The organism is Nitrospira sp. (genome assembly GCA_029194665.1).
GTDB lineage: Bacteria > Nitrospirota > Nitrospiria > Nitrospirales > Nitrospiraceae > Nitrospira_D.
The window spans coordinates 37110-56970 of sequence record JARFXO010000005.1; the positions used below are offsets into that span (position 1 = coordinate 37110).

General features: G+C 55.7%; 21 protein-coding genes. 18 read left to right on the plus strand and 3 right to left on the minus strand.

Going from position 1 to position 19861, the window contains the following annotated elements; all coding sequences use genetic code 11:
- Window positions 1-3: 3 nt before the first annotated feature.
- On the plus strand, window positions 4-408 hold the full coding sequence (locus P0119_16160) for a hypothetical protein (protein ID MDF0667586.1): 405 nt from the start codon (window positions 4-6) through the stop codon (window positions 406-408).
- A 46-nt stretch (window positions 409-454) separates the two neighbouring features.
- On the opposite strand, the gene P0119_16165 is transcribed toward P0119_16160, so the two are convergent.
- Both P0119_16165 and P0119_16170 read right to left on the minus strand, forming a co-directional pair.
- Complete coding sequence (locus P0119_16165; GenBank protein MDF0667587.1) at window positions 455-2161, minus strand: patatin-like phospholipase family protein; 1707 nt, start codon at window positions 2159-2161, stop codon at window positions 455-457.
- Window positions 2162-2287: 126 nt separating this feature from the next.
- A complete protein-coding gene (locus P0119_16170; GenBank protein ID MDF0667588.1) occupies window positions 2288-3565 on the minus strand; it encodes an ISNCY family transposase in 1278 nt (425 codons plus the stop codon).
- A gap of 559 nt (window positions 3566-4124) precedes the next feature.
- Here P0119_16170 and P0119_16175 point away from each other — a divergent pair.
- Complete coding sequence (locus P0119_16175; GenBank protein MDF0667589.1) at window positions 4125-4361, plus strand: hypothetical protein; 237 nt, start codon at window positions 4125-4127, stop codon at window positions 4359-4361.
- Window positions 4362-4476: 115 nt separating this feature from the next.
- Here P0119_16175 and P0119_16180 read toward each other — a convergent pair whose 3' ends face one another.
- Window positions 4477-4818, minus strand: coding sequence for a nucleotidyltransferase family protein (locus tag P0119_16180; protein ID MDF0667590.1), 342 nt, complete (start codon window positions 4816-4818; stop codon window positions 4477-4479).
- Between the two features lie 344 nt (window positions 4819-5162).
- Between P0119_16180 and P0119_16185 the strand changes: the two genes are divergently transcribed.
- From P0119_16185 to P0119_16260, 16 genes are all read left to right on the plus strand, one after another.
- Window positions 5163-6083, plus strand: coding sequence for an Mrp/NBP35 family ATP-binding protein (locus P0119_16185; GenBank protein MDF0667591.1), 921 nt, complete (start codon window positions 5163-5165; stop codon window positions 6081-6083).
- 30 nt (window positions 6084-6113) lie between these two features.
- Window positions 6114-6863 carry a PCP reductase family protein gene (locus P0119_16190; protein ID MDF0667592.1) on the plus strand — a complete coding sequence of 250 codons (750 nt, stop codon included), beginning with the start codon at window positions 6114-6116 and terminating at the stop codon, window positions 6861-6863.
- Between the two features lie 163 nt (window positions 6864-7026).
- Window positions 7027-7713, plus strand: a complete 687-nt coding sequence (locus P0119_16195; GenBank protein MDF0667593.1) for a hypothetical protein — start codon at window positions 7027-7029, stop codon at window positions 7711-7713.
- 134 nt (window positions 7714-7847) lie between these two features.
- Complete coding sequence (locus P0119_16200) at window positions 7848-8606, plus strand: YebC/PmpR family DNA-binding transcriptional regulator (GenBank protein MDF0667594.1); 759 nt, start codon at window positions 7848-7850, stop codon at window positions 8604-8606.
- Window positions 8607-8650: 44 nt separating this feature from the next.
- Window positions 8651-9259 (plus strand): Holliday junction branch migration protein RuvA, encoded by a 609-nt coding sequence (ruvA, locus tag P0119_16205; protein MDF0667595.1) that lies wholly within the window; start codon window positions 8651-8653, stop codon window positions 9257-9259.
- A gap of 4 nt (window positions 9260-9263) precedes the next feature.
- The gene (locus P0119_16210; GenBank protein MDF0667596.1) at window positions 9264-9752 is read left to right on the plus strand and encodes a hypothetical protein; all 489 of its coding nucleotides are present in this window, start codon (window positions 9264-9266) and stop codon (window positions 9750-9752) included.
- 15 nt (window positions 9753-9767) lie between these two features.
- Window positions 9768-10772, plus strand: a complete 1005-nt coding sequence (ruvB, locus tag P0119_16215; GenBank protein MDF0667597.1) for a Holliday junction branch migration DNA helicase RuvB — start codon at window positions 9768-9770, stop codon at window positions 10770-10772.
- A gap of 161 nt (window positions 10773-10933) precedes the next feature.
- The gene (gene pheA, locus P0119_16220) at window positions 10934-12010 is read left to right on the plus strand and encodes a prephenate dehydratase (protein MDF0667598.1); all 1077 of its coding nucleotides are present in this window, start codon (window positions 10934-10936) and stop codon (window positions 12008-12010) included.
- A 2-nt stretch (window positions 12011-12012) separates the two neighbouring features.
- A complete protein-coding gene (gene hisC / locus P0119_16225; protein MDF0667599.1) occupies window positions 12013-13119 on the plus strand; it encodes a histidinol-phosphate transaminase in 1107 nt (368 codons plus the stop codon).
- Window positions 13116-14129, plus strand: a complete 1014-nt coding sequence (gene aroF, locus P0119_16230) for a 3-deoxy-7-phosphoheptulonate synthase (protein MDF0667600.1) — start codon at window positions 13116-13118, stop codon at window positions 14127-14129. Before hisC ends, aroF begins: the two co-directional genes overlap by 4 nt.
- A gap of 7 nt (window positions 14130-14136) precedes the next feature.
- A complete protein-coding gene (locus P0119_16235) occupies window positions 14137-15030 on the plus strand; it encodes a prephenate dehydrogenase/arogenate dehydrogenase family protein (GenBank protein MDF0667601.1) in 894 nt (297 codons plus the stop codon).
- Window positions 15027-16349 carry a 3-phosphoshikimate 1-carboxyvinyltransferase gene (gene aroA, locus P0119_16240; GenBank protein ID MDF0667602.1) on the plus strand — a complete coding sequence of 441 codons (1323 nt, stop codon included), beginning with the start codon at window positions 15027-15029 and terminating at the stop codon, window positions 16347-16349. The genes P0119_16235 and aroA overlap by 4 nt, the downstream gene beginning before the upstream one ends.
- Window positions 16350-16393: 44 nt before the next feature.
- Window positions 16394-17053, plus strand: coding sequence for a (d)CMP kinase (gene cmk, locus P0119_16245; protein ID MDF0667603.1), 660 nt, complete (start codon window positions 16394-16396; stop codon window positions 17051-17053).
- A complete protein-coding gene (locus P0119_16250) occupies window positions 17050-17742 on the plus strand; it encodes a lysophospholipid acyltransferase family protein (protein MDF0667604.1) in 693 nt (230 codons plus the stop codon). The genes cmk and P0119_16250 overlap by 4 nt, the downstream gene beginning before the upstream one ends.
- Before the next feature lie 55 nt (window positions 17743-17797).
- Window positions 17798-19513, plus strand: a complete 1716-nt coding sequence (locus P0119_16255) for a 30S ribosomal protein S1 (GenBank protein MDF0667605.1) — start codon at window positions 17798-17800, stop codon at window positions 19511-19513.
- A gap of 36 nt (window positions 19514-19549) precedes the next feature.
- A complete protein-coding gene (locus P0119_16260; GenBank protein MDF0667606.1) occupies window positions 19550-19855 on the plus strand; it encodes a hypothetical protein in 306 nt (101 codons plus the stop codon).
- Window positions 19856-19861 lie beyond the last annotated feature (6 nt).

Here is a 19861-nt window from a genome sequence, read left to right on the forward strand (position 1 = left end):
ACTATGGAGAGATACACGCATGCACGATTCAAGATCAGACCCCAATTCATCTTCTCGAACAGTGGCTTTCCCACCGCAGACACGTGGATCAATCCGAATCCGATCGAGCAGCATGTTCCTAGCGTAACTGACTGTCACCTGACGGTGCAAGAGAATCGGCCTAACCGGATGTTGCGTAGTGGGGTGAAGTGTTCGATGGGCACCTCGTCACTGATTCTCGTCCACCCGACTCCTATCATCGCCATCCATATGAGCAAGACCGAAGAAAAACCGCCGCCGAACATCGATGTCGTCCTCGCAGGCCCGACGGATTTCGACGCAGCTACGATAGCCTGCGTGAGGTCAAGCGCGTCGGACGCCTACACTATTCGACGAGCAGTCGCATCGTGCATCCACGGAAACTGGTGATGCACAGATCAAGATCTGACCCACTTATGTTGTGCTCGATCAACTTTCATCGCAGCGGGAAACCGGAAGCTGCCGGTGTTTTGTCCTGCCAGCCCTCGCAGCGGACTGCCTTCATATGCGCATACCCCAGATCCATCAGAGCTTCTCGCTGGTCACTGTCGAGATACTGATTCCACGTGGAATACATAGGAAACACTCTGTCATTGCGGGCATGGGCAACCAAGCGCTTGGTAGAGTAGAAGTCAGAGCTCTGCGTCGTCGTACCAGGAATGCAACCATTTGCAAGCTTGTTAGAGTCGTCGCGGACTTCTCTGTCTGGCCGTTCCTGATACGAAAGCTTGAGATAGAGGACTGATCTCCCATCTACGCTTGTCGATCTCATGATTGGGGTTTCCCAGCCATTTTGTGGGATGCTTTCGGGCTTTTTGAGGTTATCTAGGCGCTGGTCTATCTCCGAGATGCTGAAGCCCTCACCTAGCCTTTCTCGAATCACTTGCTGAAGAACGCTGTATCCTTCAAATTGATAGGAGGAATCTTCCTCAGCGTCCACGATTGTGATGTCACGGCAATGTCGACGGAACAACCCATATGCCGCCAGATTTTCACTATGACCTCCATCAGAAAGAAGGAAGTAGTTCCACTCGTTATATTTTTTCGGATCCAGTGACCAAATAGTTCTTCCTAAAGTCAGTCCCGAGTACATTCGAGCGTAGGCCCAGACTCTTTGGAAAAAACACCTCAACCCCGAAGTTTCGTCATCGCACCGAAACAGAGGTGTAGCGGTGGCAGCACCCGATATTGCTACTACCTCTTTAAGGTTCCATTGATTGAAAGACTTTCCTAAAGTAACCTTGTCCTCGAGATCCGACGCATATCCATCCAGGGGGGTGCCAAAATCAAAGGGTGTCACCTCAAATATTTGACCACGAGCAGATTTCCAAGACGTATTTCTGTCCTGGATTGTTAAGTTAAAGATTGGTCGTGGCAGCTTATGTCCAACCACATACGGCCTGAGTTCGTCCAATGGCATGTGATGAAGGCCCACTGGCGAGTACTCCTGTAGAAACGTTGATTCGTAAAATTCACTCAAGGGGGGCCTTGCGCCTGGTCTAAACCACGTGTGCAGTATCATGAAGGGTACGCTTGCCCCGTAAAGTGCGGGAAGCATTGCCCAGGATATAGGTTCAACACTTAATAACGCTATGAGGTTGAATGACCTTGCAGATCTGTAGATGGGTCTCAACTTCTCCTTTGTAAATGCATCCTTACTGGAAGCTTTCTCCTCTGAAGCACGTAGGTGTGAATAGTACCAAGCTACAGCATAGGCTCCACCGGAGACCCCTGAAATAATATCCAGAGTATCAAGTTGATCATGTTCACCTAGCGCCTTCATGACGCCCAGCCCATATGCGGCAGCGCGAACCCCACCTCCAGAGAGGGCTAGACAACGCGCAGGAATGTCTCTCCCGCTGGGATAGGGGCGTTCGTCCGCGAAGCCCCTATTCTCACCCTGGCGGAACGTGGCATCACTATCGACGGGTGGTTTGGCGTTCCCGTCTTGAACTTGACCAAGCGAACTCTGCAGGGTATTCAGAGTCCCAAGACTCGCGCACCCAGCCATGCTCAAGAGTACGATCGTGTTCTGAGCAAATGAGGCAAGATCCAGCTTCCTCAAATTCCGGAAGAACTGGCGAGCGAAGCGGTATTTTGAGTTTGGGATGGACCGGAGAGTTTCTTTCTCGACAGTGACCATGGAGGTCGTTGAGGAAAGAACTTGGGAGGAGGCTAACTTAGTGGGCAGGGGGTGTCAACTCTAAGTAACCAGAATGTCAACCCAATTTAGAAATGTCCTCTTCTTCCCAAAGTAGAAATGTCCGGTTTATGTTCCGACCACCGCCGCGTGTTCTCCTCGTTTCGGCAACAGCCGCTTCCTCCACGGATGGTCCAGCTTCGGCGCGACCGGGCGCCGGGGTCGCCGAACCGCGTTGACGTCCACTCCGGGGGCCGAGGGCCGCACCGCGATCGCATGAAAATCGAGCGCCCGCCCCTGGTGCGTGAGCCGCATCGTCCCATCGAGCCATTGTTCCACCAGGACGTGCCGCGCCCGAATCGTGCCGTGAATTTGATAGAGTTGCCTCTCATGCGCAATCGTGAAGTCCTTGCGCACACATCGAGTGGTCTTGAGACACACGCTCCCGTCCAGCTCTCGGGCCGGTGGCGTCGGTCGATGCAGATCGGCGGACTGCGCCGGTGCCACGGCAAAGCGCCGGTTGTAGATGGGCAGATACCCCTCCACGAAGCGATTGGCGTCCTCAATGGTCGCGATCCCGGCCAGGCGCAGCTCTTTAACCAGTCGATCTTGAAAGGTTTTGAAGAGCCGTTCCACCCTCCCCTTGGCCTGGGGGGAGTGCGCCGCGATCAGCTCAACCCCCAGCTCGTCCAGCGCCCGTCCGAACTGACTCAGAGGTTCCTCCCCGGCCAGTTGCTCCGCCACCGTGGGCTCAGCCGGCGACTGGTAGGTCGTATGCTTGTCCGCATAGAGCGCCAGTGGCAACCCATAGCGCCGCCCGTAGCGCTGAAAGCTGTCCATCGCCGGGATCGTGCCCTCGTACTCATAGAACCGGGCAAACACGCGACTGCTCGCATCGTCGATGTACGCCATCAGGACACACTGCGGGCCGCGCCCCTCCAACCAATCATGATGGGAGCCATCCAGTTGCACCAGTTCCCCAACATGCGCCTTCCGCGCCCGCCAGGCCCGATGCGGGCGCTTCCGCCGCCGAAAGTGCGTCACCCCCTTCGCCATCAGCCAGCCCCGCAGCGTCTCGGCGCTGACCTCGAGTCGGTGCCGTTCCGCTAGCTTCTCCGTCGCCAACGTCGGCCCAAAATCCCCATACCGCTCTTCGTACAGCTTCAAGATCTTCGCCTTCCTCTGCTCGGGAATCCGCCGGTTCGACGGCTGCCCGCGTCCGCGATGGACGAGCCCCTGGTCGCCTTCCTGCTCCACTCGTCGCAGGAGGCGCCGGATCTGACGCTCCGTCAGCCCCAATAGCTCCCCCGCCTTCTCCTGGGTGATCTGCTTCTCCAACGCTTGGCGGATCACATGGACCCGCCGCAGTTCCTTCCCACTCATAAGTACTCTGTCCTCTCCGACCATCCCGTCCTCCTTGTGAGAACGGGCAGTCTATCAATGAAGAGGACATTTCTACTGTGGTGAAACCGGACATTATCATGTTGGGATTACACTCTAAGTAACCAGAAGGGGCCGACAAAAGGGGAGGCACTGTTAAGGAGTCTCGTTCGCACTCGCAACTCTTTGTGGTCAATGAATGTGGTCAGCAACTGTCTTGGCTGCCAAGAGCCAAACTGGGTGTTTTGTGATTCACCCGTGAAAAATTGCCCCCTACAATCGGTCTACGAACGACGATCTCCGTCGAGTCCGTGCTCTGCTAGGCTCCCGCATATGCTGTTTCTATCCCGTGAGGCCACGGCATCCGATGAAGCCCCCGAGATCCTATGCATATGCGGTCTTGTATGACTACCGACTTATAAATAATGAGGAGGACGATCTCGGCCTCAAGTTTCCGGTGCGCTCTTACTTGTTTGCCCCTATGACCACGGTCTCTCTCGCTTGCCATGTCTCACGTCTCGGCATGCCTGCTTTTTCGCGCAGCCGGGCATAGCCTGATCAATACTGGCGATGAGGGAGGAATCACATGACCAAGGCCAAAGCCGAAGCGTTGGAACTGATCAGAAAACTACCGGATGATATGTGCACTGGCACAACCACGGAAGAGTTGTGCTTCAAAGAACAGGTGGAGCGAGGCCTCAAGGATGTCGCCCAGGGCCGAGTCCTCTCCCACAACGAGGTGAAAGAAAGAATTGGGCGATGGCGCACGGGAATCTTCTTAGCCGCTTCACCGATCATCTCGAAGGCCCGCACCACCGCATAGAGCGTCTTCTGATCCCTCGCGAACTGCTCCCAAGTCATCCCCTCGGTAAACGCGAGGATGCTGCTCACCGCTTCCTGAATGTCTGACAGGTAGTCAAGGTGCTCTCGCTTCGCGGTCACAGGCCCACAAGCTCTTTGAGTATCCGTTGGCCGATCAAGGGCTTGAGGGTGTCTCTCATCACTAGATCGACTTTGACGCCTAGCAATCTCGACAACCGCTGCTCTAGCTCTACGAATTCAAACAAGCTCGGCGTCTGGGTGAATTCGACGAGCAGATCCAGGTCGCTTCCCTTCCGAGAAGTGCCGCGAACATACGAGCCGAATACACCAAGCGTCTGTACATGATATTTGGTCTGGAGGATCGGCAACTGCCGACGCAGCACGGCCATGTGCCGCAGCAGTCGTCGCCTCGAACCGGTGGTCGAACGTGAGGTGCCCCGCAAGGAGATCGCTCGCATTTCGCACTCCTGATGGGTGGACAGCCTACGGTTGACGTTCCCCTCTGTCAATCACAAAGCACATCCATCCGTTCTTCAAACAACAGGTGGAGCGAGGCTTCGGGGATGTCGCCGAGGGCCGGGTCCTCACCCACAACGAGCTGAAAGAAAGAATCGGCCGATGGCGCAACTCCGTTGGTCGCTGACCGTCGGGAACGATCTTCAGGACATCGAAGACTTTATCGTCCGCGATTCGTACTCCATGCGCTCGCCTTTGCCTCTCCGTCCTCCGCGTTTGACTCACCGAAAATCCTTGTGATAGCGTAGGTTAATTGCAATTTTAGACGATCTTAAGCGGTGGGGATATGGCGCCTGAGAAGGACCTGAAAGCCATCCTTGGGAAATTGAAATATTCGGACGATGCCAAGGTCATTCAGCAGATGACCGAGCAGACCGAGCAGGTCCGTGCACGGATGGCCGGTATTAAGCACAAGCTCGTGGTCATGAGCGGGAAGGGCGGCGTCGGGAAAAGCATGACCACCGTGAATCTCGCACTGGCCTTCGCCCGTCAAGGCGCCAAAGTGGGGGTGCTCGATGTGGACCTGAACGGTCCTTGTGTGCCGCGCATGTTGGGGCTTCATGGGCAATCATTGACCATGACGCCGGAAGGAGCCATTCCTCCTGTGGGACCTCTCGGGGTAAAGGTCGCTTCAATGGATTTCTTCTTGGACGACGCTTCCCCCGTCCGGTGGAAAGGGCCGATGGATGTCAGCCCGGTCTGGCTCGGTCTTATGGAAATGAACGTCATCCGAGAGTTTCTGGCCGATGCCCTGTGGGGCGAGCTGGATTTTTTGCTCGCTGATTTGCCTCCAGGTGCCGCAGCGGACAAGCCTCCGGTCATCGCGGGGTTCATTCCCGACTTGGCCGGCGCAATTGTGGTGACGACACCCTCAGAGGTCGCCTCCGATGTCGTGCAGAAGTCCGTCACCTATGCGCGCGATATGGGCATCAAGGTGCTCGGGATTGTCGAAAACATGAGCGAATACCGCTGTCCGTCCTGCGGCGAGTTGAATGAATTATTTGAGGGCAATACCGAAGCGATGTGCGAGGTGCTCGATCTCCCACTCCTCGGGCGGATTCCGTTTGATCGCACACTTGCCCGCACGTTCGATAAGGGAGCCCCGTTGCTTGACGAAACCTATCCCACGATTCAACGGTACCAGGAAATTGCCGGTCGCATCAGGACGTTGCTGGACTACAAGAAGGTGTTGGCAGAGAAACTGTGATCGTTGTGCGGCTGTGAGAGAGGAGTCACTATGAAATTTGTTTGCCTCAACTGTGAAACCTACATGACCTTCGAGAAGGTTGAGAAACCAGGCGAAGGATCGCTCGGTGTGTTTTTTGGCTGTCCATCCTGCGGCGCCAAATTCTCCATGATCACCAACCCAGGAGAAACGCAGATGGTCAGCTCGCTCGGTGTGAGCCTCGGCGGACGGACTGCTGCAGCTGAACCCTTCGAGATGACTCGCGGGAGGCTGAAGGATGAGGCATCGGCCGATGCGAACCAGATGGGGGCCTATCTCAACGAGAAGATTCAGGGCGGCCAGCCTGTCGCCGCAGCGGCATCTCCGGCCAAAGGTGGGGAAAAAACGAGCGGCTGTCCGTTCTCGGCGATGGTAGCCGAGATGGGGCTGACGGCCGGCGGCAAGCCGGGGAACGGCACGAGCGCAGGTTCCTCCGAGTTCACCTGGACCGTAGATGCCAAGGAGAAGCTTGACCGGCTTCCCGCCTTCGTGAAACCGATGGTCCAGGGCAGTGTGGAGGCCTATGCGCGCAAGCATGGATTTAAGACCATCACGCTGCAAGTCATGGATGATTCGAAGAACGATTCGCCGAACGGGATGACCTGGTCACGGGAGGCTGAACAACGGCTCGACAATATCCCAGACTTCATCCGTCCCATGGCGCGAAAAGAAATCGAGCGGCTGGCAAAGGAACGAGGGATGTCGTCCATCACCGCGCAGGTGATGGACGAGGCCAAGGACAAGTTCATGAAATTCATGTAGTCGAGAGCTGCATGAATCAGGTATCGTGAAGGCCCATTCGGCCTCCCGGATGGGCCTTCGGATTGTTTGCGTGCATTCGTTCGGTAGTTCTCGCATGAAGCAGTGGACTTGTTTGCTGTTTGTTCTGGTACTCATGGTCGTGCAGTCTCCCTGGAGGGCAGATGTGCGCGCCCAATCCTCGCCGGAGCATCATCAAATCTCCATCGCCCCTGGTACAACGAACAATCCGCACGGCGAACATGCCGAGGGAGGATGGGAGGGGTCTGCGCAAGGCGTTGCCTATTCTGAGTTCAACCATCACTTTGCCGGGCTATTCGTACTGCTGTTTGGGCTGGCTGAGCTAGGGCATGCGTTGCGGTACCAGCTGCCTTTCTGGACTCGTCTCATTCTGCCAAGCGCACTCGGGGTTATCGGAGCCTATCTGCTGGTCTGGAGTGACCATCAGGCCTGGCCGATCGGGCCGCTGAGTTTTGTGCAGACGTTTTCCGGACAAGACCCGGAAATTCTCCAGCATAAATTCTATGGAGTGTTTGCCTCAACTGCTGCGGTGAGTGAGACGCTTCGCCGAATCGGTTGGGCTCGCCATCCGGCCTGGGCGGCTCCAATGCTATTCTTTGGCCTGACCGGAGCGCTGATGCTCTTTGCCCACTCACATGGGAATCACCCGGGGAATCACACGATCGAGCTGCACCATGCACTTCTCGGAAGCCTCGGTGTCGGGGCTGCCGTATCGAATGCGATGGTCTCGTGGACTTCCGACGCCTCGCATCATCATGTGAAGAGGTGGGAAATGGCTTGGGGGGGATTTGTGATCGCAATCGGCATTCAGCTTCTCTTGTATTTTGAGTAGATGGATCGGATCGGCTTCCGACATAATTGACACCTTTCCGAAGCCTGTGCTACGTCTACACCTTCACAGTCATTGTAGATGCACCAGACATCTCTAACCAGCCTAGAAGATCGGGCCGGTAGAGGAGGAAGTATATGGGTGGACATAGTCACTGGGCTACGATCAAACGGCACAAGGGGGCCCAGGACGCAAAGCGCGGAAAGATCTTCACGCGAATCATCCGGGAGCTTACCATTGCGGCTCGGTCCGGTGGTGACCCCGACGGGAATCCCCGGCTGCGTCTGGCGATTGCCAAGGCCAAGGAAGCCAACATGCCGGGCGACACCATGAAGAAAGCCGTCCAGCGGGGGACCGGTGAACTACCTGGTGTGACCTATGAGGAATTTTCGTTAGAGGGATATGGGCCCGGCGGGACGGCACTCCTGCTGGAAATCACCAGCGACAACCGGAACAGGACAGTGGCGGAGGTTCGGAGTCTTCTGACGAAAAATCACGGAAATATGGCGGAGGCGGGCGCCGTCGCCTGGCAGTTCCATAAGAAGGGGCTCGTCGCGATTGAGAAGGGGAAGGTTGATGAGGATGGGCTTCTTTCGTTGGCTCTCGACGCCGGGGCGGAGGACGTGAAGGTCGGTGAGAAGAGCTATGAGGTGCTCACCAGTCCTCAAGATTTTGAGGCGGTGAAGAAAGCGTTGGTCGATGCCAAGATCGAAGCGACGCTTGCGGAAATTACGTATCTTCCTCAGAATACGATCAGACTGGAAGAGAAGTCTGCTGAGCAAATGCTGAAGTTGATGGAAGTGTTGGACGAGCATGATGATGTCCAGAAGGTCCACGCAAACTTCGATATTCCGGATGAGGTCATGGAGAAAGTCGCTGCAGCTGCGGCGGGATAACCCAGCTCACCACCATGGTTCTTGCCATCGGATAACGAAACCATATGATCGCCTTTCTCACGGGGCGGTTGGCATTCAAGGCACCTACCCACCTCACGCTCGATGTGCAGGGGGTCGGGTACGAAGTTCATATTCCACTCAGCACCTATTATTCCCTGCCGAATCTTGACGAAGTCACGGCGCTGAATATTCATACGCATCTCCGCGAAGATGCGATTCAGCTCTTCGGCTTTCTCTCCCAAAGTGAGAAGCAATCGTTCCTGTTGTTGACGAGCGTGTCGGGCATCGGTCCGAAACTTGCCCTCAGTGTGCTTTCGAGTCTGTCGATCACGGATCTTGTTCATGCGATCCAGTCTGAGGATGTCGAAAAGCTTGCGACTGTTCCCGGGATCGGGAAGAAATCGGCGGGGCGTATTGCACTTGAGCTGAAAGACAAGCTGGACAAAATCCAGGGTGTTCGGCTCCAAACCACTGCCCCTGATGCCCCTGAAGGGGATGGCCTGTACGAGGACGCATTCTCTGCTCTGGTAAACTTGGGCTATCGTTCCCAGGATACCAAGGAAGCTTTGAAGCGGGTGACAAAGGCGGCGACAGGGTCATTAACGCTGAAAGAGCTCATCCGCAAAGGGCTTATGGAGCTAGCAAGGGGGTAAGTCTATGCCGCTCAGCGTGAAGAACATCGGCAAGATGCTCGTGCACGGCGTCTCGATCGGGGCCATTCTCGTGGTCGTGTTCCCATTTCGGAGTATCGCGCAGGAGGCCACGGAGCCGAAAAGTATCAGAATGACCTGCGGAGCCTGCCCGGATGGTTATGCGACGACCGGCGTCACCCAATCCCCGGAAATCTGCAAAGACAGCGATCCGACGCTCGTACAATGTGTGCCGCTGGGAGCAAACATGCTGGGCGTGTGCGGATCCTGCCCTGATGGGTATGCCGAAATCGGGAGTTCCTCAGTTCCTGTTCGGTGCGGGAGCAAAGACGGTGGCCGGCTGGCACAATGTCAGTTGAAAACAATGGAGCAGAATTTTCCCGACTCGACTCAGGGATATAAAAGATGTCCTCCTGATTGCGGTAGCACAGCCCAGCCTGGACAGGGGGCTCTGCCGCCTCCCCCAAAGTATCAACGGATGCAGGAGAGCAAGTAGACAGAGGCTCGCAGCATGACTGAACGGTTCGTAACCAATCGTGCTACGGACGAAGAGCGGGGTCAGGAGAATGTTCTTCGACCGCAGACGCTCGATCAATACGTCGGCCAAGACAAAATGAAGGCATCGCTTCGAATTTGTATCGAAGCAGCCAAGCAGCGGGAAGAGGCACTCGACCATGCCATCTTCTACGGACCACCCGGTCTCGGGAAGACGACCATCGCCCATATTATCGCTAAGGAAATGGGGTCGACGTTGCGGTCGACGTCAGGGTTGGTCCTAGCCCATGCCGGCGATATGGCGGCGATTCTGACCAATCTTCAGGAACATGATGTGCTCTTTATCGATGAGATTCACCGGCTGCCCGCGTCCGTTGAGGAAGCCCTGTATCCAGCCATGGAGGATTTTCAGTTGGACCTGGTGATCGGACAAGGACCCGCCGCGAGAACGGTCAAGCTTGATTTGCCTCCTTTCACGCTTGTGGGGGCGACGACCAGGGCCGGTTCTCTGACGTCCCCGCTGCGGGATCGATTCGGCTTAGTCTATCGGCTGGAGTTTTATAGGCCGACCGAACTAGAGGCGATTGTGACGCGCTCAGCCGGGGTCTTAGGTATTGGGATTGATCGGGCTGGTGCGGAGGAAATCTCGCGTCGAGCGCGCGGAACACCGCGGATCGTGAACAGGCTGATTAAAAGGATCAGGGACTATGCCCAAATCAAGGCCGATGGGTATATTACCGAACAGGTGGCAAAGGAGGGATTGGCCTGGGTTGGCATCGATGAGGCAGGTTTTGACGAGATGGACCGCAAAATCCTGCTGACCGTCATCGAGAAGTTCCATGGGGGACCCGTCGGTGTGGAGTCCTTGGCTGCCGCAGTCCAGGAGGACAAGGGGACCATCGAGGATGTGTATGAACCCTACCTCATCCAAGCCGGTTTCCTGGATCGTACCGGCCGTGGACGACAAGTAACTCGCTTAGCCTACGATCACTTTAAACGGCCCTCTCCCTTGCTGATGTAAGCGCTGTCTGTTCGAATGCTTGGAAGCTCCTGATATCCAAGCGCTATCCTTGCATTAGATTCCACCGTTCCTGTAGAATTCTCCACTTGCCGATGTGACCCCCCTCCCGTCACAGGGATGAGGTAGTCCTCCCGGATCTGGCGTCAGAGGTTTGGCTCACCATGCCAAGAGATATGTTTGAACATCGCAAAGAGATCGACAGGATCGATGACGAAATCGTTCGGTTGCTCAATGAACGATCGAAGAGCGTCATCGAAATCGGCAAGCTGAAGAAAGAAAAGGATCCAGCAGCCAACTTCCATACTGCGGGCCGAGAAGCTGAAATTACCGAACGATTAACGAAGCTCAACAGGGGCCCGTTTCCTAGCGAGGCCATCCGATCGGTATATCGTGAAATCATGTCGGCTTCCTTGTCGCTGGAGGCGCCGCAGAAGGTCGCGTATCTGGGACCGCGAGCGACCTTTACCCACATGGCTTGCATGCAGAAGTTCGGTTCGTCGGTCCAATATATGGCCGTTCATAGTATTAAAGAGGTGTTCAGCGAGGTTGAGCGCGGTCGAGCCAATTTCGGCGTGGTGCCGATTGAAAACACCACGGAGGGCGTGGTGAATCACACGCTCGACATGTTTATCGATTCCAATTTGACGATCTATGGGGAGGTCCTTCAAGAGGTCTCACATCACCTTCTCTCGAAATCCGGACTCATCGAGGATGTGAAGAAAATCTATTCTCATCCCCATGCCCTTGCACAATGTCGGAATTGGTTGGAGACCAATCTTCCTCATGTGCCGGCGGTTGAAGTGGCAAGTACCGCTCGGGCAGCCGAACTGTGCATCGATGAACCAGCCTCGACTGCAATTGCGTCGGAATTAGCAGGCCAGCTCTACGGCCTCAAAGTCATTAAGGCCCGCATCGAAGATAACCTCAACAACTTTACTCGTTTCCTGATTCTGTCGCAGAAGCCGTCCGAACGAACGGGGAAAGATAAAACGTCGTTATTGTTGTCGGTCAAGGATAAAGTCGGTGCCCTGTATGATCTCCTCCGCCCGTTTGCTTCTCACGGAATCAACATGACCAAGATCGAATCTCGTCCCTCCCAGCGAAAGGTTTGGGAGTATATTTTTTTCGTGGATGTCGAAGGCCATATCAATGAGGAGCGCGTCCATAGAGCGGTGGAGGAAGTAAAGGGACGTTGTCTCTTCATGAAGATTTTGGGTTCCTACCCAATCCATAACTGACCATGGCGCTCCAGGTTCATCCAGATATCCTCTCGCTCAATCCGTACGTCCCAGGTAAACCGATCGATGAACTTCAACGAGAGCTTGGGCTTACCCGGGTCATCAAGCTTGCCTCCAACGAAAATCCACTCGGGCCTTCACCCAAAGCATTGGCAGCGCTGAGTGGTGCGCAGGATCTGCTGCATCGATATCCGGACGGGGGTGCCTATCGACTTCGACAGGCGATCGCCGATCGTTGGAAAGTGGCAAGAGAGCAGGTGATTCTAGGCAACGGGTCCGATGAGATCCTTGGCTTGTTGGCGAGGACGTTCTTGACTCCGGGTGATGAAGCCATCATGGCCGATCACACGTTCGTCATCTATAAAATGGAGGTTACTGCCGTCCATGGAAAGCCGGTGGTCGTGCCTCTTGTCGATTGGACCCATGATCTTGAGTCGATGGCCCGGGCTGTCACGCCACGAACGCGGGTGCTCTTTCTCTGCAATCCAAATAATCCGACCGGGACCATCGTATCCGCAGAAGCGGTCGATCGACTCATGGCAAAATTGCCTGAAGATGTCGTCGTCGTGTTTGACGAAGCGTACTTTGAGTATGTCCGTAGTCCTCGATTTCCCGATGCGATGGCCTACGTGAAACAGGGGCGGAACGCGATCGTGTTAAGAACATTCTCTAAAATCTATGGGTTGGCGGGATTGCGCGTCGGGTATGGCATCAGCACGTTAGAGATCATCGACCTTCTCAATAGAGTTCGCCCTCCGTTCAATGCCAACAGTCTCGCCCAGAGAGCCGCGCTGGCTGCGTTGGAAGATGACGAACATGTGGCCAAGAGCCGGACGGTTAACGTGGCTGGGATGGAACAGCTGGAACGGGGGTTGGGTGCGCTGGGCATCACTTCGGTCCCGAGCGAGACGAATTTTCTCTATTTTGATGCAAAGCAAAGTGGGCGACCGGTGTTTGAAGCATTGCTGCGAGAGGGGATTATTGTGCGCCATATCGATGGAACCATGCTTCGTGTCACCATCGGTCAGCCCGACGAAAATGCCGCCTTTCTCCAAGCCCTCGAGAAAGTCTTGCATGGAGAAGGAGAAGAACTAGCGAGGACATTATGATTATCGTGTTGAAGCCAGAAGCATCGGAAAGCGAAGTTGACCATATTATCGACCGATTGAGAGATCTCGGCTTGAAATCGCAGATCTCCACCGGGCAGGAGCGTACCATTATCGGTGTCATCGGAGACGACCGCATCCTGCACAATCAGCCCTTGACGGCGCTTCCCGGCGTGGAAAGTGTCCTGCCGATCCTTGCGCCCTGGAAACTGGTCAGTCGTGAGTTTAAAAAGGAAGCCACTATCATCGACGTCAGCGGGGTTAAGATCGGGGCCAAAAAACTGGCCATCATGGCGGGACCCTGCGCGGTCGAGCGACTTGAGCTTACGGTGGGGATTGCACATGAAGTGAAGGCTTCCGGAGCCACAATTCTTCGTGGAGGGGCCTATAAGCCCAGAACGTCGCCCTATTCCTTTCAAGGGTTGGGTCGCGAGGGGTTGGATTACTTAGTCGAAGCAAGAAAACAAACCGGGTTGCCGGTCGTCAGTGAGATCTTGGACACGAGGGATATCGAACTCTTTCTCGAAAAGGCGGACATCATTCAGATCGGCGCTCGGAACATGCAGAACTTCGAGCTCCTCAAGGAAGTCGGCGCGTACGACAAGCCGGTACTCCTGAAACGGGGCCTGTCGGCGACGATCAAAGAGTTTCTCCTGTCGGCCGAGTACATCATGTCACGCGGTAACCAGAACGTCATGCTGTGCGAGCGGGGCATTCGCACGTTCGAAACTCAATATCGCAATACACTGGATCTCGCGGCCATTCCCACATTAAAAGAGCTATCGCATCTGCCGGTTATCGTTGACCCCAGCCATGCCACTGGGAAGTGGGATCTCGTCGCTCCGATGTCAAAGGCCGCAGTTGCAGCCGGGGCCGACGGCCTGCTCATCGAAGTTCATTCGAACCCAGAATGCGCACTGTGTGACGGTGAAGAGTCCATCAAGCCCTCAAAGTTCAAAGCCTTGATGACTGATCTCAAAAATATCGCGAAGGCTGTAGGCAGAGAGCTGTAAAGCAGGTATGTCCGTTCATTTCAAGCAGGTTGCCATCATTGGAGTGGGGTTGATCGGGGGATCGCTCGGCATGATCCTTCGGCGAAAAGCCTTGGCAGGTCGCGTTGTCGGCGTCGGACGGCGTATCGAGAATCTCAAGACAGCGGTCGCGCTCGGAGCCATTGATCGGTACGTTGCCGATCCGCAAGAGGGTGTGCGTGGTGCGGATTTGGTGGTCCTTGCGACACCTGTCGATACCTATGAGCGGCACCTCCATGAATGGGCGCACTGTCTGGCTCCTGGTGCGATCGTCAGCGATGTGGGCAGTGTGAAAGGAACCTTGGTCGAACGGTCGGAATCGGCTTTGCCGACAAGCGTGCACTTCGTGGGGGCCCATCCGATCGCAGGAAAGGAAAAAACAGGAGTCGCTGCCGGGTCGGATCAGCTGTTCACGGGCGCGCGCTGCATTCTGACCCCGACGAACCGAACGGATCCCACGGCACTGGAGCGAATCCGGCAACTGTGGGAACAGGCCGGTTCGATTGTCTTAACAATGGATCCTCATCTGCATGACCAAATCCTGGGTGCGGTCAGTCATCTACCCCATGTGGCTGCCTTTGCACTTATGAATGCCCTGGCCGAGCTTCGTGATCAGCAGGTGCCTTCCTTGGACCTTGCCGGCCATTCTGGGGGAGGATTGCGGGATACCACCAGGATCGCCGCGAGTTCTCCTGAAATGTGGCGAGACATTTTCTTGTGGAATCGGGATAATGTAGTGGCTTATATCGACCGGTATGCACAGGCCCTGGAAGAATTGAAGCAAGCGATCAAACGTGGGGATGCAGCCGCAATTGAGAAGTTGCTTGAACGTGCGAAAGATGAGCGTGAAAAATTGAACAGTTCCTCTCCGAGCAACTCATGACATCATTGACGATCACACCGGGCCGGCCACTCAAAGGAATGACGACAGTTCCTGGCGACAAGTCTCTTACCCATCGGGCGATCATCCTTACCGCACTGGCAGAAGGAACGAGCACGATAGTGAACTATTGCCAGGGAGAGGACTGTCTGAACACGATGAGGGCTTTTCGGGGACTGGGAATTCCCATCACGCAGACTCCGACCGAATTAACCGTCTGCGGGAAGGGGTTTTGGGGGTTATCCGAACCAATCGCTCCGATCGACTGCGGCAACTCTGGAACCGGGATGCGTCTGCTTACAGGCCTCTTGGCCGGACAAGATTTCTTCTCAGTGCTCACCGGCGACGAATCGATCAGACGGCGTCCTATGGGGCGGGTCGTCAAGCCACTGCGTGAGATGGGCGCGGTTATCGGAGGGCGTAAAGGCGGAGAACTGGCTCCCCTGGCGATTACAGGAGCTGGCCTTCACGGCATCGAGTACACCTCGACCGTGTCCAGCGCGCAGATCAAGTCGTCCCTCCTGCTCGCCGGCCTCTTTGCTCAAGGGAAGACTCGGTATAAGGAGCCAAGTCTGTCACGAGACCATACCGAGCGGATGTTCCAGTTCTTTGGGATTCCTCTCGCAAAAGAAGCAGGGACCCTGGTCTTACAAGGGCGACCTTCGAGCGGTTGGGGAGGCGTGCATGTGACCATTCCAGGCGATTTCTCGGCGGCCGCATTCTTCATCGTCGGAGCAACGATCGTGCAGGGATCCGACATCACCATTCACAATGTCGGGATGAATCCGACGAGAACCGGCCTCATCGAGGTGATGAGGAAGATGGGAGCCGACATTCAGGTTCTGGGCTTGCGAGAAGCGGCCGGTGAACCGACCGGGGACCTTCGTGTGAAGGCATCCGCACTGAAAGGTGTGACGATCGGTCACGACCTCATTCCGAAAACGATCGATGAATTTCCCGTATTGTGTGTGGCTGCCGCCGTGGCGGAGGGGGATACCGTGATTTCCGGAGCAGCGGAACTCCGAATCAAAGAGAGCGATCGTATTGCGACCATGAGCGGAGAGTTGAGGGCCATGGGAGCTGTAGTTGAGGAACGGCCGGACGGGATGATCATCCATGGATTAGGCCGAGGTGGAGAGAACGGCAAGTTGAGAGCTGCGGACAAGGCCCGCAGTCATGGAGACCATCGTGTGGCCATGTCTCTCGCCATCGGTGGCCTTACGGCGGAGCAAAGCATGACGATTGCCGACACGGGCTGCGTGGATACGTCATTTCCAAACTTTGAGCAGACACTCGTCGATTTGTTGACACCACTTGCGTGAGAACCGTGCAACCGATAGGAGGGTTCGAGAAGTGTGGGGGTTGAGTGATTATTGCGATTGATGGGCCGGCCGGAGTGGGCAAGAGTACAGTAGCGAGATTATTGGCCGCTCGACTTGGTTACCTGTATCTTGATACAGGAGCGTTATACCGAGCCGTCGCGTGGAAAACCTTGCAATCAGGGATACGTCCGACGGATCATGAGTCGGTGGCCACATTATTGCCGACCACCGTGATTCACATGCAGTTTCTCAATGGCGCGATGCAGGTATCGGTCGATGGCAGCGACGTCACCGGGGAGCTCAGGACACCCGAAGTCACGGCAACGGCCTCCATCGTGTCGGCCATTCCAGCCGTCCGTGAATGGCTGCTGCCGATCCAGCGTCAGATCGGCCAGAGAGGTTCGGTGGTTGCAGAAGGGCGCGACGTCGGCACAAAGGTCTTTCCGACCGCTCCCTATAAATTCTTCTTGGAGGCGGATGCAGACGTTCGAGTCGCGCGGCGACATCGTGAACTGGTCGCTGCGGGTCGTGCTGGGACGGTTGAGTCAACATCTGGTGATCTATCCGACCGAGATAGGCGGGATCGGACCCGGTCGATCGCCCCATTGATTCCAGCGGGTGATGCACGGTTAATCGATACCTCTACTCTCAGTCCTGACCAAGTGGTGGAGCAGATGATTGCGACAGTGTCGACCGGATCGTGAGCGGGATTCTCTACGTATTTTTGTGGAGCCTGGCACGAGTCGTCGCGTGGATTTGTTTTCGATATCGTGTTGAAGGGGAGATTCCTCGGACCGGAGGTCTGCTGATCGCCGCAAACCATGCCAGCTACTTCGACATTCCGCTGCTCGGCTGCGGGATGCGTCGAAGGGCCTGGTACTTGGGACGGAATGACTTATTTCCGATCCCAGTATTGCACGGTATTTTGCAGGCGTTGGGCTGGATCCCGGTAAGGTTGGGACGTCTGGACCGAGAGGCCTTTGGGAAGGCGATCAACCTGATTCGGGCAGGTAACGTGGTGGTCATTTTCCCTGAAGGAGGACGCAGCCGCGATGGCCACCTTCGGCCTCCGAAGGCTGGTATCGGAGTGATTGTGTCGCAGACGGGATGCCCGGTCGTTCCTGCATATCTGCGGGGAACCTTCGACGTACTTCCCACGGGGGCTCGTTGGCCTCGGTTACGTCAGGTCACGGTGCGATTCGGAGCTCCTATTCAGTTCGAAACGAGGAAACAGACTGAGAAGGCAGAAACGAGACAGTTCTATCAACAGGTCAGTCGTACGGTGATCGAGCACATTGCAGCCTTAGGTCAAGTTCCCATCCCAAAGGGGAGCGATGACCTGGCCTCCGAAACACCGAACAGGCCGACCGCCGACGCTCACAACGCTGAGTGAGCCCGGCGACTTCACCATCAGCACCCGACGAGAGTCGGAAGAGTAGGATGTTCATATGGGTACGGTATCCAACGGCAGCGATGCTCAGTTAGACCGCAATGCCTTGGCGGCATTGTACGAAGAAACCTTTCGTAACCTGGAAGAAGGCACGATTACGGAAGGCCGTGTGGTGGCCTTGACCAAGGACAAGGTCATCGTTGATATCGGTTACAAATCAGAGGGCATGATCCCGAGTGATCAGTTTGCTTCCGAGGAACTTCACAACCTCAAGGTCGGCGACCGACTCCAAGTCTATATCGAAGAATGTGAAGATGCGGACGGCAATCTCGTTCTTTCCAAGGAAAAAGCGGACAAGATGAAGATTTGGGAAGAACTGGAAAGGCTCTACAAAGAAGAGAAGAGTATCGAAGGGAAGGTTGTCTCACGGATCAAAGGCGGCATGATGGTCGATATCGGCGTCAAGGCGTTCTTGCCCGGCTCGCAGATCGATCTTCATCCGGTCCGGGATCTGGATGGTCTGATTGGAAAGACCTTTCCACTCAAGATCATCAAGATCAACCACAGGCGCGGCAATGTGGTCGTGTCGCGCCGCGTGTTGTTGGAAGAAACCAGGGATAAGAAACGGCAGACGACGCTGGCCAATCTCAAGGAAGGTCAGCTCATCCAGGGCACGGTCAAGAACATCACCGATTACGGATCGTTTATCGACCTCGGTGGTATTGACGGGTTGCTGCACATTACCGACATGTCCTGGGGTCGAGTCGGACACCCCTCGGAGCTGTTTACTGTGGGAGACAAGGTTGAAGTCGCGGTGTTGAAATATGATCGTGAAACGGGTCGCATTTCTCTGGGGCTCAAGCAGAAGAGTGCGGATCCCTGGACCAATGTCGCCGGCAAGTATCCCATTGGGACCAGGGTTCGTGGTCGTGTGGTCAGCCTGACCGACTATGGAGCGTTCGTGGAACTTGAGCCGGGAGTTGAGGGATTGGTGCATGTGTCTGAGATGTCGTGGACGCACGAAGTCCGACATCCGTCCAGAGTCGTGGCGGTCGGTGATCAAGTGGAAGCCGCGGTGCTCAACGTCGATCCCGCGAGCCGCAAAATCTCATTGGGCATGAAACAGACGGCTCCGAATCCCTGGGACATGATTGAGGGCAAATATCCGATCGGGACCCGTATCGAGGGGAAGGTGAAGAGCCTGACCGATTTCGGCGCCTTTGTCGGACTTGAAGAGGGGATCGATGGACTCATCCATATTTCGGATATGTCCTGGACGAGGCATATCAAGCATCCCTCTGAGCTGTTTAAAAAAGGACAAAAAGTGGAAGCGGTCGTGTTGCGCATCGACAAAGAGAAAGAGCGGCTCTCGTTGGGATACAAACAGCTGGCCCGTGATCCCTGGGATGAGGCGATCCCCGCACGGTATCACGTTGGTGACTCGGTGACCGGCAAGGTGTCGAAAGTCGCCGATTTTGGGATCTTCATCGAACTGGACGGTGAGGTGGAAGGTTTGATCCATGTCAGCGAATCCGGTGTTGAACCTCCCGCGAAGCTCGAAGAAAAGTTTAAGTTGCAGGATGATGTCACGGCGAAGATAATCAAAGTCGATCGAGAGGAACGCAAAATCGCCCTTAGCCTGCGTGACCATCAGCTGGATTGGGAACGCAAGCAGGTTGATGATTATCACTCGACACAGGGCGTGCTTGACCAGAGTCTAGGACGGGCCGCGAAACAGAGCCGGAAACGGTCGCAATCGGAAGATCAAAGCTAAGCCGGCTTGGTTGAGGGAGGGTGCGGGAGAGGAGCGATGGCGGATGAAGCAACACAGGCGGAACGTCCGCGAAAACGTCATCTGTTGCGGAAGACCTTGTGGTTTTTTGCGATGGGACTGGGTGTCTTGGTCCTAATCAATCTCTTTGTCCCCGACCTTGATCTATCGACCGGAGACCGAATCGCCCTGGTTCGAGTCGAAGGGGTCATTTTGGATTCTCAGACGACCATTGAGGATCTGAAGCGATTCAGCGAGAATCCTTCCGTCAAAGCCATCGTGATAAGAATCGAGAGTCCCGGGGGCGGCGGCGTGCCATCGCGAGAGATTTACGATGCCGTCTAGCGGGTC